A 14,845-nucleotide genomic window follows, 5' to 3' on the forward strand; every position below is an offset into this window, starting at 1 on the left:
CCCATGCCCTTCGGCTTGTTCTGCGATTGCAGAAGGCGCGGCACTCTTCACATGAGCGCGTGTTTCGAGTCGTGATGCCGACTTGAGCCGGAGACGGGAGCACCCGTCTTCCGGCCTGCGCAGTGCTAGTTCGCTGCTCTTGCGCTCTTCAGGTGGGGGTCGATCGGGGGGACGATGGAGTTGCCGCTGGTCAGCGGCAGCCGGGGCATGGTCTGCTCCGGGAATTTCCCGCTCAGACTGCCGAGGAAGGCCACGACATCCGCAAGCTGGGTGGCGTCGATGTCCCGGTTGAGCTGCGTCTTAGCCATCACCCGTACGGCCTCTTCCAGTGTCGGAACCTTGCCGTTATGCATGTAGGGGGCTGTCAGCGCGATGTTGCGCAAGGTCGGCACCCGCCACATGTGCTTGTCGCTGTCCTTGCCCGTCGATGCGTGTCGGCCCGTGTCCGAGAGCAGGTCGTACTGCTTGTCGAACGCACTGCCTGCAAAGGTCGGAAACTTCATGAAGAAGCCCTGCGCCATCGGCATGGGCGGTCCGCTGAAGTTCGCGCCGGCGTGACAGGCCGTGCAGCCGAGGTCGCCGAATGTCTTCATGCCGCGGGCCTGCTGCGCGGTGAGGGCCGTCTTGTCGCCCTTCACGTAGCGGTCGTAGGGTGAGTCGGGCGTCACCAGTGTGCGTTCATAGGCGGCGATGGCCTTGGCCACGTTGTCCATCGTGATCGGCTTTGATGCTGCCGGGAAGGCGGCCTTGAACAGCGGCAGATAGGCCGGAATCTGCTCCAGCCGGCCAACGGCTACGACCGCATCGCTCATGCCCATCTCGATCGGGTTGGTGATCGGGCCTTTGGCCTGTTCTTCCAGCGTGCCTGCCCGGCCGTCCCAGAACTGCACCGACTGGTAGGCCGCGTTCCATACCGTCGGTGCGCTGCGTCCGCCACGGGCATCGTGCATGCCGATCGAGTTGGGGCGATTGTCGTCACCGCCGGCCATGACGTTGTGGCAGGAATTGCAGGACAGCGTGCCGTGTTCGCTGAGGCGTGGATCGAAGAACAGGGTCTTGCCCAGGTCGATCTTGGCCTGACTTTGCGGATTGTCAGCAGGGATCGGGGGCTGTTCGGGGAGGGGCTCCCATTGTTGAGCGTGCGCCGTCAGGGCAAGGGCGCACAGGCCGGACAGTGCCAGGTATCGGGACAGTGGTTTCATGCTTTGATCTCCGGTTCAGCAATGCGTCGTGAGAGGTGGAGGATGCTTTGGGATACGGGGGCTTCCCGGACTGTGAAAATTGCATATGCCAAGTGAACGCGAGGTGAACGCTTCCGATGCGGAAAGAATGAGCAGTCCCGGCAGCGTCGCCTTCGGCTCCAGTTGCGCACTCGAGGCTGCCGGTGGCATGCGTGCAAGCAGGCGGTCTTGTGCCGAAGGTGTCGCGAGTCCCACAGCGTGCCCTGTTGTAATTCCTACAATCTGTGCCTGCGGCGTGACGAAGTTTCAGTAAATTCAGCGCTCTAGCGCCGTCCTCTCCCTGGCACGCGGTTTGCAGAAGAATCCCCGTCAGACATCTACTAGGGGATTGACGATGGAACTCCCGGTCATCAGCAACGCCGCGCCCCCGAGTGCCGGAGGCGGTTGCAGTGAGAGCGGTTGTGGTACCGAGCCGGATGCGCTGTCGCATCTGCCCGACCATATCCGCAGCAAAGTGCAGGACCACCCCTGTTATTCGGAGGAGGCTCATCACTACTTTGCCCGCATGCACGTCGCGGTCGCGCCCGCCTGCAACATCCAGTGCAACTATTGCAACCGCAAGTACGACTGTTCCAACGAATCCCGTCCGGGCGTCGTGTCCGAACTGATGACGCCGGATCAGGCGGTCAAGAAGACGCTCGCCGTGGCAGCCGCGATTCCGCAGATGACGGTGCTCGGCATTGCCGGACCCGGAGACCCACTCGCCAACCCTGAGCGCACCTTCGAGACCTTCCGTCAGCTCTCGGAGCAGGCGCCGGACATCAAGCTCTGTGTGTCGACCAATGGCCTGTCGCTGCCGGACTGTGTGGACGAGCTGGCGAAGCACAACATCGACCACGTCACGATCACGATCAACTGTGTTGATCCCGAGATCGGCGCCAAGATCTATCCGTGGATCTTCTGGGAGAACAAGCGCATTCGGGGTGTGGAAGGCGCGAGGATCCTGATCGAGCAGCAGCAGAAAGGGCTGGAGATGCTCACCAGCCGCGGCATTCTGGTGAAGGTCAATTCGGTGATGATCCCGGGCGTCAATGACCAGCACCTCAAGGAGGTGTCGAAGATCGTCAAGGCCAAGGGCGCTTTCCTGCACAACGTGATGCCGCTGATCGCCGAGGCCGAGCACGGCACCTACTACGGCATCATGGGGCAGCCCGAGCCGACGCCGCTCGAACTCCAGGCGCTGCAGGACGACTGCTCCGGCGACATGTCGATGATGCGTCATTGCCGCCAGTGTCGTGCCGATGCGGTTGGCCTGCTGGGAGAGGACCGCGGTGACGAGTTCACCCTCGACAAGATCGACGAGATGGAAGTCGATTACGCCACCGCCATGGTCGAGCGCGCCAAGGTGCATGAAGCGATCACCAACGAGCTCGAAATGAAGCGTGCGCTCAAGGCCGCGCCCAGATTCAATCCGGATGCACCGGTGGAGGACGAGGCTGCGCCTGCGACCCGCAACATCCGCATCGCGATTGCGACCAAGGGCGGCGGGGTGATCAACGAGCACTTCGGGCATGCACATGAGTTCCTGGTGTACGAAGTGGGTCCGAAGGAGCACCGCTTCCTCGGTCACCGCAAGTGCACTGCGTACTGCATGGGCGACGAGTCCTGTGGGGACGGCGAAACCGTGCTCGGCGGCATCATCAAGTCACTCGAAGGGGTCGAGGTCCTGCTCGCAAGCAAGATCGGTTTCGAGCCCTGGGCCGATCTAGAAAAGGCCGGCATTCAGCCCAATGGCGAGCATGCGATGGAGCCGATCGAGGAGGCCATCCGCGCCGTGTATGACGAAATGGCAGCGGCTGGCAAGCTCGATCTGCCCGTGGCCGGCGCTTCGGCCCAGGCTGCCTGACAGGAGAACAGACATGTCACTTGAAATCGTCGATTCCTGTGTGGGCTGTTATGCCTGCGAGCCCTTGTGTCCGAACAAGGCCATCTCGGCGGTCATGCAGCCGGGCGAGCCGCTGTTCTTCATCAACCCCGACAAGTGCACCGAGTGCCTTGGCGATCACGATCTGCCGCAATGTGCGGAGATCTGCCCGATCGAGGGGGCGATCGTCGATGAGTATGGCGATGCGCTGAATCCGCTGGGTTCGCTGACCGGCATTCCGCTTCACCTGCTCGAGCAGATGAGGGAAGCGGAATGCCGACAGTAAGCTTCTGGTGGAAGCCCGGTTGCGCGACCAACACGCGTCAGATCGGGCTGCTGCGGGAGGCCGGCTGTGAGGTCGTCGTCCGTGATCTCCTGACGGAGCCATGGACGACGAGCACATTGTCGGCGTTCTTCGGCACCGGACCGGTGCGCGAGTGGTTCAATCCAGCCGCGCCCGCGGTCAAGGCGGGGACGGTCGTTCCCGCCGAGTTCAGCGCCGAGGCCGCACTTTCGCGCCTCGTTGCCGAGCCCCTGCTGATTCGCCGGCCACTGATCGAACTGGCTGGCGAGCGCTGCTGCGGATTCGATGCCGTGTGGCTTGTGCAGCGCGGGGTGCGGCTGCCCGACGGGGCCGTGCCGCAGGGCTGCAGTCATGCAACCAGCGCCGCCGAGGTGGCTGAGTGCAAGCCCCCGCGTAACCCTGCGGTCTACTGTGCGCCGCCGTCCGGAGCGAGCTTTCCATGAGTCGCGCCGGTGCAGTTCGTCCTGGCGAGCCGGTTGCCATTGCCCCGGATGTGTTCTGGGTGGGCGCGCTCGACCCGGACCTGCGCCAGTTCGACATCATCCTGCGCACGGCCAATGGCACCAGCTACAACGCCTATGCCGTGCGGGGAAGCGAAGGTGTGGCCGTGATCGATACGGTCAAGGCCGAGTTTGCCGAGGACTTCTTCGCGCGGCTGTGGTCCTGCTGTCGCCCGGACGAGATCCGCGCTATCGTGCTCAACCATCTCGAACCCGACCACACGGGCGCGCTGCCCGCGCTGCTCAAGGCCGCGCCTCAGGCCTCGCTCTACCTCTCCTATCCGGCCCTGAAGATGCTCAAGGGCCTGGTCAAGGAAAGTCTGGACGAGGCCCGCATCATTCCGGTCGACGAGGACACCCGCATCGACCTTGGCGGTCGCACCCTGCGCTTCCTGCATACGCCTTATCTGCACTGGCCGGATACCCAATGCACCTGGGTCGAGGAGGAAGGGCTGCTGTTCTCGGGTGACGTGTTCGGTTGTCACTTCTGCGATTCGCGCCTGTTCAACGACAGCGTCGGCGATTTCCGCTTTTCGTTCGACTATTACTACCAGCACATCATGCGGCCGTTCCGCGAGCATGTGCTGACCGCGCTCGACCTGATCGAGCCGCTCCCGCTTCGTCTCGTGGCGCCGGCACATGGCCCGATCCTGCGTGACGCGCCGACGAGCTACGTTCGACGCTACCGTCAGCTTGCCGCCCCTCTGCTGGCCAACGAGGCGGGCGGGCGCGAGAAGACGCTGCTGGTGTTCTACATCAGCGCCTACGGCAACACCGAGCGCATGGCTCAGGCAGTGCGCAATGGTGCCGAGGGCGTGGAGGGCGTCCGCGTTTCGATGTACGACCTTGCCGGCGGCGACCCCGGCCCGTTCGTGGATCTCATCGAGGAGGCCGACGGTCTGGTGTTCGGCTCGCCCACGATCAACGGCGATGCGGTCAAGCCGGTGTGGGATCTGCTCTCGTCGCTGACACTGGTCAAGGTCAAGGGCAAGTTCGGCGGCGCGTTTGGCTCCTATGGCTGGAGCGGCGAAGCCGTTGGGCTGGTCGAGGACCGTCTGCGCGGCCTCAAGCTTCGTGTCCCGCGACCTGGCGTGAAGGTCAAGCTCATTCCCACCGACGACGAACTCGAGAGCTGCGCGGCGCTTGGTCGCGAACTGGCCGAGCACCTCGTTGGCCGTGTCGCCCCTCGTCATATCGACTTTACCGCGCCCAACGCGCTTACCGCATAGGAGCCCGACCATGCCCAAGGCCCAGGTCACGTTTGAAGACATCGGCGTCACCGTCACCGTTCCCGCTGGAACCCGTCTGATCGAAGTGTCAGAAAAGATCGGTGCCGGTCTCACCTATGGCTGCCGCGAGGGCGAGTGTGGCACCTGCATGATGAAAATCGTCACTGGCTCCGAGCATCTGGCCACGCCTTCGGTGCTCGAGGACAAGGTGCTCAAGGAAAACTACGCAGGTGTCGCTAACCGGCTCGCATGCCAGGCGCAGGTGCTCGGCGGGCACGTCGTGGTGAGACCGGGCTGAATCCGACAACAACCGGCAGAGAGGCCGTTCAATCAACCGCAGTGGAGTTTCACCATGCCTAACATCACCTTTTCAAGCCCGATCCACAAGGACAAGACCGTCTATGCCGTGGCCGGATCGCACACCCAGACCATTCTGAAGATCGCCAAGGAAAATCACATTCCGATCGATTTTTCCTGTGAAGACGGCGAGTGCGCGACCTGCATGGTCAAGATCACGCCGCTCGCCAATCACGGACAGCGTACCGACCCGATGGCAAGTCGTCTTACCGACAAGGAGCTCGTCGTGTTGCGCGAGCACAAGAAGATCAACGGCGAGGACATCGAGCGCATGCGTGTCGAGGATGTCTCGGTCACGCCGTGGCGCCTTGCATGCCAGATGATCCTGCGCGACGAGGATCTGCTGGTCGAGTACTGACCGGATCGCGCGCATCGGCACGGGGCTGCCTGTCCGGTGCGCACTGGATCGAACCAGAAGGAGTCTTTCATCATGCTGGCACCCCTGAGCTCTCGTACTTCACCCGTCCGTAACGCGCTGCACGCGCACTTGATGGATCACGCAGCTGGCCACCCGAACGACGAGTTCATTGCCCATCTGATTGCCGGGTGGACGGTCGGCGAGGGCGTGCTGCCTGCAGATTTCGGACTTGGCGAGGCGCGCTTCGCTGCGCTCGTCGAGCGGCATTTTCCTGGCCTGGTCTGGCGTCCGAACAAGGCGCTGGGGCCGACGCCCGTGCTTCACCCCGAGTTTGATGATCTTCTTCGTTTCGTTGCGGACCATGCTGCCGATGTCGTGGCGGGTGCCGGCGACATGGCCGTGGTCATGGCAACCGCGTGCATGGGGAGTGACCATCTCTGGCAGGATCTCGGCCTGCCGTCACGCCGGGAGCTGTCGCAACTCATCGCGCTCAATTTCCCCGCGCTCGCCGAGGCCAATAATCGCGACATGAAGTGGAAGAAATTCCTCTACCGCGAGCTGTGCCAGCGTGAAGGCATCTATGTCTGCGCATCACCATCGTGCGAGGCGTGTGCCGACTATGCCAACTGCTTCGGGCCCGAGGTGTGACTTCGCAGGCTTCCGCGCGCCGCGGGACGATGCATGCGCCGGATCCTGTTCACGACGAGGCACGCGATCTGCTGCGCGACCGGGCGTGCGGCGCGATGCTGGGCCTTGCGATCGGTGATGCGCTCGGTGCGACCGTGGAGTTCATGACCCCACGCGAAATTGGCGCGCAGTACGGGGTGCATGACAGGATCTGCGGAGGCGGCTGGCTGCGTCTTGCGGCTGGCGATGTTACCGACGACACCACGATGACGCTTGCCCTGGCCGGGGCGTGGATCGAGACGCAAGGCATGCCCGATGCTGACGCCTGCGCCCGGGCGTTCGATGGATGGATGCGCAGCAAGCCGGTCGATATCGGCAACACGGTGCGCCGAGGCATCGTGCGCTGGCGCCTGAGCGGCAGCACGGAGGCGCCCCTTTCATCCGACGCCGGCAATGGGGCGACCATGCGTTGCCTGCCGGTTGCGCTGGCCAGTCATGGTGCGGCGCCCGAACTCGTGTCCCGGGCGGCCCTGGTGCAGGCGCGCGTCACCCACAACAACCCTCTGACTGATGCGGCAACGCTGAGCGTGATCGAGATGGTTCAAGCGGCGCTCGCAGGCTCGGGTACCGATGAGGTCGTTGCATGTGCAGACCGGCTGGCGTCGGCACATGCCGACTTCGACTACCGCGGCCGGCGTTGTGACAACCCCAGCGGCTACATCGTCGATACGATGCGGGCGGTATGCCAGGCGGTGGCCACCCAGGACGGCTTCAAGCCCGTGCTGGTCGATATCGTGAATCGCGGCGGCGACGCCGATACGACGGGTGCGATTGCCGGCATGGTGATGGGGGCGTTGTGTGGTGAGCGGGCCTTGCCACGGGAATGGCTGCGCGCACTCAGCCCGAGCGTGCGCGAGGCCTGCGTGCGCGATGCGTCTGCCCTGATCGAACTGTCGCCGGCGTATCACATCCGGTGATTTGAGGTCCGGCACGTAGCCGGACTTCTGGCGCATGCGGTTTCAGGCGGCAGCGTGTTGCTTGCGCAGATGGGCGGCGAGCGCTGCGTCCATTGTCGACAGATGCAGGTCGAACCATTCGGGCAGGCTCTCCCGAACGTAGGCTCTGGCGACCATGAGCCTTCCTCCCTTCACGCTGCGGTTGAACGCGCGCAGTTCGGCAAGCACCCGTTGGTGCTCGCCAATGTGTTCTCCGGTAGCCGCAAAACGGCTGGAACGCATCAGCGCATCCTCGGCAGCGAAATGCTCGCGGCTGTGATCAAGCAGTTCGTTGAACAGTGCCGGAAAGCTGGCATCGTCTGCGCTTGCCAGCCGGGTAACGAGACCGACAAAGGCGCGATGTGTTGCATCCATCCCGGCATTGCCGAGCGCGTGTCTGGCCTCGTCCCATTCGCGCATTGTCACGCGGCCTCGATCAGGGGCATGCCGGCCAGTTCGCGCCAGTCGGCATCGACCACTTCAAGACCCAGCCGGGCACAGAAACGCTTTTCCTTGTCGTTCGCACCGGGAATCAGCGCCCAGCCCGCGGGCTCGCCGGCGCTGTAGATGAAGTCGGCCAGCAGCATGCGGATGGTGTCGCGATTCAGACGTGCTCCGAGCACCAGGTAGCGCAGCCCCTTGCGCCTTTCCTTCAGATACGGCGGGATGGCAAAGCCGCCCATGAGCTCGGTGATGTAATCGACGAAGTCGGCGTCCGATGCAATCCAGTTCGGCTCTGGCCACGGCGTGCCACAGGGTTTGAACAGGATGGGGGCGGCAGGGTCGATGCCGCTTTCGTCCTGTGCTGCGGTGTAGGCGGTGCCATCGTGGCTGAAGAGCTTGTAGCGCAGCCCGCCGGCGATGCGGGCGATGCCAACGATCAGCGTATGCGGGCGGCTTGCCCACGCCTGCTGGAGGCCGGTGTCACGATTGAGGTCGATGATATAGGGCAGATTCAGCCCGTTGAGCCAATCGTGCAGGCCAGCGCGAGACCACCCGGTATCTGCATAAATGGTCTCGAGTGCGCGATTGACTGCATTGCGTCCTCGCTTGAGCTCGATGTTCATTGCTGCACGTGGAAACTCGTACATCAGCCGCGGCGCCATGGGCTGGCCGTTGTTGAGCGCGAGAATCAGTTCGTCGCTGGTGGCCGGAATCTTGGCACCGGTCTTGCCGTGGGTGACATCGGCAAGGGCGTCTGCGCCGATGAATGGAACCACTCCATCGGCAGCGAGGCCGGTGCGGATCTGGTCGAAGACGGTCGTCATGGGGCTTCCTTGTGGTTGCAGGGCGCGTACTTCGCGATTTCCTGCTTCGATCAGCAAGATCGATGCCACCGGAGTCCAGAGGAGCCGCCCCCTCACGGCTGCGGTTCCGGGCGGCGATGGAGGCGCGGGCGCACCCGATGCTGTCGTGCGCCCGACATGCCAATGTCCGACTTCCGACAAGGCTGCGGACTTCAGTATTCGATCGTGATCGCGGCGACACCGCCGATGACCAGGTATTCATTCTCGCCCTGCAGCAGTCCCGGCATGAGTCCGCTGAAGGCGAGGATCTTTGGCATGGGGGTGGCGCATGAAAAGACGCGATCGCCGAACTCGTCAGCGCGCTCGGCGCTGGCGGAGAAGGAGCTGAGGTTGTTCAGTTCGACCACGCGCCTGCCGTCATCGAGCGCATGCAACTCCCGCAGTGCCTTCGGGCCGGAACAGCCGCGGTAGAGCTGCAGGTGGGTACGCCCGTGAAAGCGCCGTGCAAGTTCGTACTGCGTCCATCCATAGAGCAGGTCCACCTGTGCTTCCAGTCCAGCGGTGGAATACAGACCGGCGGCGACCTCCTGATCGAAGCCGCTGCGCGCAGCGCTGTCCTCGGCGCCCAGCGCTCCGCGATGGTAGCGGGTGAGGAGGCCGAAGCGAGACTCCACCCAGGCCTTGAGGATCGCCCCCTCCCGGCTTTCCGAATCGAACAGCCAGCCTCTGAGCAGACGCAGGTAGTCCATCCTGCTGCGATCGAGGCGCACATTTTCCGACAGTCCAAGGGCGGGTGCGTCGTCGAGCATGAAATGCGCGTTCATGTAGGTTCGGAACACGCAGGCGCGTTCCGGTGCGGAATCGAGCATGTCGAGGCGGTCGAACAGGGGCTGGTGCAAGGGCAGGACGCCGTCGAGGCAGAGCGCACATGGGGCGAGCTGGAAAGCGAAGCTGCCAAGGGCCTCCGCCGGCAGGTTGCAGCGGTTCAGCGAGCGCCTTGCCGCTGGCGCAACGCTCAGGCGTGCAAGGCTTGCAGGAATTGCGACGTGAATGTTGTCGCCCCTACAAATTGTAGGGTCTTTGTCAGACGGCGGGGGCGGGTTGCTACGCGACAATCTTGAAAAATCCTTAATAAAACAGAGCATTAGGCGTTTTCAATCAAGCTGGCACGCTGATTGCAAAAGAGTGCTCGTGGTTCAACGCAACACGATCGATTCACGAGTTCAGTTCCGACAAGGAGTAACGCACCATGGCAAAACTTCGTCAAGCCGCCATCTACGGTAAGGGTGGCATCGGCAAATCCACCACCACACAAAACCTCGTCGCCGCACTTGCCGAAGCCGGCAAGAAGGTGATGATCGTCGGCTGCGATCCCAAGGCCGACTCGACCCGCCTGATCCTGCACTCGAAGGCACAGAACTCGGTGATGGAACTCGCCGCTGAAGCCGGCAGCGTGGAAGACCTCGAACTCGAGGACGTTTTGTCCGTTGGTTTCGGCGACGTCAAGTGCGTCGAGTCCGGTGGTCCTGAGCCCGGCGTCGGTTGTGCCGGCCGTGGCGTGATTACCGCCATCAACTTCCTCGAAGAGGAAGGCGCATACGACGAAGATCTCGACTTCGTTTTCTACGACGTGCTGGGTGACGTGGTCTGCGGTGGCTTCGCCATGCCGATTCGCGAGAACAAGGCGCAGGAAATCTACATCGTCTGTTCCGGCGAAATGATGGCCATGTACGCCGCCAACAACATCGCCAAGGGCATCGTGAAGTATGCCAACTCGGGTGGCGTGCGTCTGGCCGGTCTGATCTGCAACAGCCGCAACACCGACCGTGAAGACGAACTGATCATGGCGCTGGCTGAGAAACTCGGCACCCAGATGATCCACTTCGTACCCCGCGACAACGCCGTGCAGCACGCCGAGATCCGCCGCATGACCGTGATCGAGTACGACCCGACGCACAAGCAGGCAGATGAGTACCGTGCGCTGGCCCGCAAGATCGTCGATAACACCAAGTTCGTGATTCCGACCCCGATCACGATGGACGAGCTTGAAGAACTGCTGATGGAGTTCGGCATCATGGAAGTGGAAAACACCGCCATCATCGGCAAGACCGCCGCTGAACTGGCTGCTGACGCCGCTGCCGCTGCTGCTGCCTGACCGTTGTCCGGCAGGCAGATGTCTGCCTAACCGCCCGCCGGCACAACACCGCTTGTGTCGTCGGGTGTCGAGCAAACCTACCCACGCCGTGCACAGATTGGTGTCGTCGTGAACAGGAGAAGCAAGATGTCTACGCTCACCCGTGAAGAAACCGAGAGCCTGATCCAGGAAGTGCTCGAGGTCTATCCCGAGAAGGCCAAGAAGGATCGCGCAAAACACCTCGCGATCAACGACCAGTCGGTCGAGCAGTCCAAGAAGTGCATTACCTCCAACCGCAAGTCGCTGCCCGGCGTGATGACCATCCGTGGCTGTGCCTACGCCGGTTCGCGTGGTGTGGTGTGGGGTCCGGTCAAGGACATGATCCACATCTCCCACGGCCCCGTCGGTTGCGGTCAGTACTCACGTGCCGGTCGTCGTAACTATTACGTCGGCACCACGGGCGTGAATACCTTTGCCGAGATGAACTTCACCTCCGACTTCCAGGAGAAGGACATCGTTTTCGGCGGCGACAAGAAGCTCGCCAAGATCATGAACGAGATCGAAAGCCTGTTCCCGCTGCACAAGGGCATCACCGTGCAGTCGGAGTGCCCGATCGGCCTCATCGGTGACGACATCGAAGCCGTCTCCAAGAAGGCCGCGAAGGAAATCAACAAGGTCGTGGTGCCGGTGCGCTGCGAAGGCTTCCGCGGCGTGTCGCAATCGCTCGGTCACCACATCGCCAACGACGCGGTGCGTGACTGGGTGCTGTCGAACCGCGACGGTCAGCACTTCGAATCGACCCCGTACGACGTCACCATCATCGGCGATTACAACATCGGCGGCGACGCCTGGGCATCGCGCATCTTCCTCGAGGAGATGGGCCTGCGCGTGATCGCACAGTGGTCAGGTGACGGCACCATCGCCGAAATGGAAAACACCCCGAAGGCGAAGCTGAACCTGCTGCACTGCTATCGCTCGATGAACTACATCAGCCGTCACATGGAAGAGAAGTACGGGATTCCATGGATGGAGTACAACTTCTTTGGCCCGACCAAGATCGAAGAGTCGCTGCGTCGCATCGCAGCCTTCTTCGACGACTCGATCAAGGAAGGCGCCGAGCGCGTGATTGCTAAGTACAAGCCGATGATGGAAGCCGTCATCGCCAAGTACAAGCCGCGTCTGCAGGGAAAGCGCGTCATGCTCTACATCGGCGGCCTGCGTCCGCGTCACGTCATCGGCGCATACGAAGATCTGGGCATGGAAGTGGTCGGCACCGGCTACGAGTTCGGCCACAACGACGACTACGATCGCACGATTCAGGAAATGGGCAACGCCACGCTGCTGTACGACGACGTCACCGGCTTCGAGCTGGAGGAGTTCGTCAAGCGCATCAAGCCCGACCTGGTTGGCTCCGGCATCAAGGAAAAGTACATCTATCAGAAGATGGGCATTCCCTTCCGCCAGATGCACAGCTGGGACTACTCCGGCCCGTATCACGGCTTTGACGGCTTTGCCATCTTTGCCCGTGACATGGACATGACGCTGAACAACCCGTGCTGGGGCAAGCAAACCCCGCCGTGGAAGGCCGTCAAGCCCGCCGAAGAAGTGAAGGCCGCTGCGTAAAGCACGCGAGTCAGCCGGGTACGACGTCGAGATCCGCCTGCGATTCCTTTCTCCGCCCTGCGGAGAAAGGATGAATCGGGTCCCGATGCTTCTCCCGGTGCGCACAGTGTTGATGCGCGGGCTCGGGCCCGCGCAACCCAAAACCTTGTGCCTGGCGTCCGCAGATTGGCGGCGCAGGCAAGGAGCCAGAAATGCAGACCGTTGACGATATCAAGCCCTGCTACCCCCTGTTCCGTGACGACGACTACAAGGCGTCGCTGAAGAACAAACAGGATCTGTTCGAAGAACGCCATCCGGCGGACAAGGTTGAGGAAGTGTTCCAGTGGACCACCACCCAGGAATACCAGGACCTCAACTTCAAGCGCGAAGCGCTGACCATCAACCCGGCCAAGGCCTGCCAGCCGCTCGGCGCCGTGCTGTGCTCGCTCGGTTTCCACAAGACCCTGCCCTACGTTCATGGATCGCAAGGTTGCGTGGCCTACTTCCGCACCTACTTCAACCGTCACTTCAAGGAGCCGATCTCCTGCGTGTCCGACTCGATGACGGAAGATGCCGCCGTGTTCGGCGGGCAGAAGAACATGTTCGACGGCCTGGAGAACGCCAAGGCGCTGTACAAGCCCGACATGATTGCCGTGTCGACCACCTGCATGGCCGAGGTGATCGGTGACGACCTCAACGCCTTCATCAACAACACCAAGAAGGCCGGTCACATCGAGCAGGACTTCCCGGTGCCGTTCGCGCACACCCCGTCCTTCGTCGGCAGCCACACCACCGGCTGGGACAACATGTTCGAGGGCATTGCACGTTACTTCACGCTCAACAGCATGGAAGGCAAGGTTGCCGGCAGCAACGGCAAGCTCAACTTCGTTCCCGGCTTCGAGACCTACCTCGGCAACTATCGCGTGATCAAGCGCATGATGGGCGAGATGGGGGTCGATGCGACCCTGCTGTCCGACCCCACGGAAGTGCTCGATACGCCGTCTGACGGCGAGTTCCGCATGTACTCGGGTGGCACCACGATGGATGAGGTGAAGGACGCGCCGAATGCGCACAACACCATCCTGCTGCAGCCCTGGCAGCTCGAAAAGACGAAGAAGTTCGTCGAGAACACCTGGAACCACGACATTCCCAAGCTCAACATTCCGATGGGCATGGAATGGACCGACGAGTTCCTGATGAAGGTGTCCGAGATCACCGGCAAGGAGATCCCGGAGTCGCTGGCGCTCGAGCGTGGCCGCCTGATGGACATGATGCAGGACAGCCACACCTGGCTGCACGGCAAGAGGTTCGCGCTCTACGGCGATCCGGACTTCGTCATGGGCATGGTCAAGTTCCTGCTCGAGCTCGGTGCCGAGCCGACCCACATCGTGTGCAACAACGCCAACAAGCGTTGGGCCAAGGCGGTCGACAAGATGCTGGCCGAGTCGCCGGTGGGTGCCAACTGCAAGGTCCACGCCGGTGCCGACCTGTGGCATCTGCGCAGCCTGTGCTTTACCGACAAGCCCGATTTCCTGATCGGCAACTCGTACGGCAAGTACATCCAGCGCGATACGGTGCATAAGGGCAAGGAGTTCGAGGTGCCGCTGATCCGTCTCGGCTTCCCGATCTTCGATCGTCACCACCTGCACAGGATGACCACCCTGGGTTACGAGGGCGCGATGTACATCCTCACCACCCTGGTCAATGCAGTGCTGGAGCGGCTTGACGACGAGACCCGCGGCATGGGGACCACCGACTACAACTACGACCTGATCCGCTGATCGCGAGGTCGTCCGGCGCGGCGCAGGACGGGGGAGCTCTCCCGTCCTGCCCGGCCGGATGTGGTTGTTGCCGGAGAGGGCTCAGGCCGATCTGGTGTCGGGTCTTGGGCCCGAGCCTACAAGGAGGTCCGTTGTGGCCAATATCATGATTCGCAAGAACGACGCAGGTGGTCTGGTGTTCTATCTGCCCAAGCGCGACCTCGAGGACAACATCTCCTCGATCGAATTCGACACCCCGGAAAAGTGGGGTGGAGAGCTCAAGCTTGCCAGCGGTGGCACCTATTACATCCAGCCACAGGAAGCACCGGCCCGACTGCCGGTTTCCGTGCGTGCAAAGCGAGTGGACGCGCCCGAATAAGGGCGTTTCCGCACAGAAAGGAGTTCATCATGGCACTCAAGATCGTTCAGGCTGAATGCACCTCGTGTGGTGACTGCAAGCCGGTTTGCCCGACCAAGTCGATTACCGACAAGGGCGGCATCTTCAAGATCAATCCGGATACCTGTACCGAGTGTGAGGGCGAGTTCGACGAGCCGCAGTGCGTCGCGGTCTGCCCGGGCACCGACACCTGTATCGTGCCGCTCGCGGCCTGATCCTGAATCCGGGGC

At 62.5% G+C, this 14,845-nt stretch carries 17 protein-coding genes; 13 read left to right on the forward strand and 4 right to left on the reverse strand.

Annotated features, from left to right (window positions below; all coding sequences use genetic code 11):
• Positions 1 to 125: 125 nt before the first annotated feature.
• A complete protein-coding gene (locus AC22G6_RS05195) occupies positions 126 to 1,202 on the reverse strand; it encodes a cytochrome-c peroxidase (protein ID WP_487365891.1) in 1,077 nt (358 codons plus the stop codon).
• 373 nt (positions 1,203 to 1,575) lie between these two features.
• Between AC22G6_RS05195 and nifB the strand changes: the two genes are divergently transcribed.
• The 8 genes from nifB to draG all read left to right on the forward strand — a co-directional run bounded on the left by nifB (position 1,576) and on the right by draG (position 7,457).
• On the forward strand, positions 1,576 to 3,087 hold the full coding sequence (gene nifB, locus AC22G6_RS05200) for a nitrogenase cofactor biosynthesis protein NifB (RefSeq protein ID WP_487365892.1): 1,512 nt from the start codon (positions 1,576 to 1,578) through the stop codon (positions 3,085 to 3,087).
• A 13-nt stretch (positions 3,088 to 3,100) separates the two neighbouring features.
• Complete coding sequence (locus AC22G6_RS05205) at positions 3,101 to 3,391, forward strand: 4Fe-4S binding protein (RefSeq protein ID WP_108949299.1); 291 nt, start codon at positions 3,101 to 3,103, stop codon at positions 3,389 to 3,391.
• Positions 3,379 to 3,852, forward strand: coding sequence for a thioredoxin domain-containing protein (locus AC22G6_RS05210; RefSeq protein ID WP_487365893.1), 474 nt, complete (start codon positions 3,379 to 3,381; stop codon positions 3,850 to 3,852). The genes AC22G6_RS05205 and AC22G6_RS05210 overlap by 13 nt, the downstream gene beginning before the upstream one ends.
• Entirely contained in the window at positions 3,849 to 5,138 is a 1,290-nt protein-coding gene (locus AC22G6_RS05215; RefSeq protein WP_487365894.1) for an FprA family A-type flavoprotein, read from the forward strand. The genes AC22G6_RS05210 and AC22G6_RS05215 overlap by 4 nt, the downstream gene beginning before the upstream one ends.
• A gap of 10 nt (positions 5,139 to 5,148) precedes the next feature.
• Positions 5,149 to 5,436, forward strand: coding sequence for a 2Fe-2S iron-sulfur cluster-binding protein (locus AC22G6_RS05220; protein ID WP_108949296.1), 288 nt, complete (start codon positions 5,149 to 5,151; stop codon positions 5,434 to 5,436).
• Positions 5,437 to 5,490: 54 nt separating this feature from the next.
• On the forward strand, positions 5,491 to 5,853 hold the full coding sequence (locus AC22G6_RS05225; RefSeq protein ID WP_487365895.1) for a 2Fe-2S iron-sulfur cluster-binding protein: 363 nt from the start codon (positions 5,491 to 5,493) through the stop codon (positions 5,851 to 5,853).
• Between the two features lie 72 nt (positions 5,854 to 5,925).
• On the forward strand, positions 5,926 to 6,501 hold the full coding sequence (locus AC22G6_RS05230; protein ID WP_487365896.1) for a nitrogen fixation protein NifQ: 576 nt from the start codon (positions 5,926 to 5,928) through the stop codon (positions 6,499 to 6,501).
• 29 nt (positions 6,502 to 6,530) lie between these two features.
• Complete coding sequence (gene draG, locus AC22G6_RS05235) at positions 6,531 to 7,457, forward strand: ADP-ribosyl-[dinitrogen reductase] hydrolase (protein ID WP_487365897.1); 927 nt, start codon at positions 6,531 to 6,533, stop codon at positions 7,455 to 7,457.
• Positions 7,458 to 7,499: 42 nt separating this feature from the next.
• On the opposite strand, the gene AC22G6_RS05240 is transcribed toward draG, so the two are convergent.
• The 3 genes from AC22G6_RS05240 to AC22G6_RS05250 all read right to left on the reverse strand — a co-directional run bounded on the left by AC22G6_RS05240 (position 7,500) and on the right by AC22G6_RS05250 (position 9,837).
• Positions 7,500 to 7,895 (reverse strand): bacteriohemerythrin, encoded by a 396-nt coding sequence (locus tag AC22G6_RS05240; protein ID WP_108971176.1) that lies wholly within the window; start codon positions 7,893 to 7,895, stop codon positions 7,500 to 7,502.
• Between the two features lie 2 nt (positions 7,896 to 7,897).
• Positions 7,898 to 8,743, reverse strand: coding sequence for an SIR2 family protein (locus AC22G6_RS05245; RefSeq protein WP_487365898.1), 846 nt, complete (start codon positions 8,741 to 8,743; stop codon positions 7,898 to 7,900).
• 191 nt (positions 8,744 to 8,934) lie between these two features.
• Complete coding sequence (locus AC22G6_RS05250; protein WP_487365899.1) at positions 8,935 to 9,837, reverse strand: NAD(+)--dinitrogen-reductase ADP-D-ribosyltransferase; 903 nt, start codon at positions 9,835 to 9,837, stop codon at positions 8,935 to 8,937.
• 134 nt (positions 9,838 to 9,971) lie between these two features.
• On the opposite strand from AC22G6_RS05250, the gene nifH reads away from it, so the two are divergent.
• The 5 genes from nifH (at position 9,972) to AC22G6_RS05275 (ending at position 14,830) form a co-directional block, all read left to right on the forward strand.
• Positions 9,972 to 10,877 carry a nitrogenase iron protein gene (gene nifH / locus AC22G6_RS05255; RefSeq protein WP_108971174.1) on the forward strand — a complete coding sequence of 302 codons (906 nt, stop codon included), beginning with the start codon at positions 9,972 to 9,974 and terminating at the stop codon, positions 10,875 to 10,877.
• A 126-nt stretch (positions 10,878 to 11,003) separates the two neighbouring features.
• Positions 11,004 to 12,479: a nitrogenase molybdenum-iron protein alpha chain gene (gene nifD, locus AC22G6_RS05260; RefSeq protein ID WP_108949290.1), complete on the forward strand. Its 1,476-nt coding sequence runs from the start codon at positions 11,004 to 11,006 to the stop codon at positions 12,477 to 12,479.
• Between the two features lie 191 nt (positions 12,480 to 12,670).
• On the forward strand, positions 12,671 to 14,239 hold the full coding sequence (gene nifK, locus AC22G6_RS05265; protein ID WP_487365900.1) for a nitrogenase molybdenum-iron protein subunit beta: 1,569 nt from the start codon (positions 12,671 to 12,673) through the stop codon (positions 14,237 to 14,239).
• 133 nt (positions 14,240 to 14,372) lie between these two features.
• A complete protein-coding gene (gene nifT / locus AC22G6_RS05270) occupies positions 14,373 to 14,597 on the forward strand; it encodes a putative nitrogen fixation protein NifT (RefSeq protein ID WP_108971171.1) in 225 nt (74 codons plus the stop codon).
• Between the two features lie 29 nt (positions 14,598 to 14,626).
• Complete coding sequence (locus AC22G6_RS05275) at positions 14,627 to 14,830, forward strand: 4Fe-4S dicluster domain-containing protein (protein WP_108949287.1); 204 nt, start codon at positions 14,627 to 14,629, stop codon at positions 14,828 to 14,830.
• Positions 14,831 to 14,845 lie beyond the last annotated feature (15 nt).

This window comes from Parazoarcus sp. PS-13 R2A (assembly GCF_057621855.1).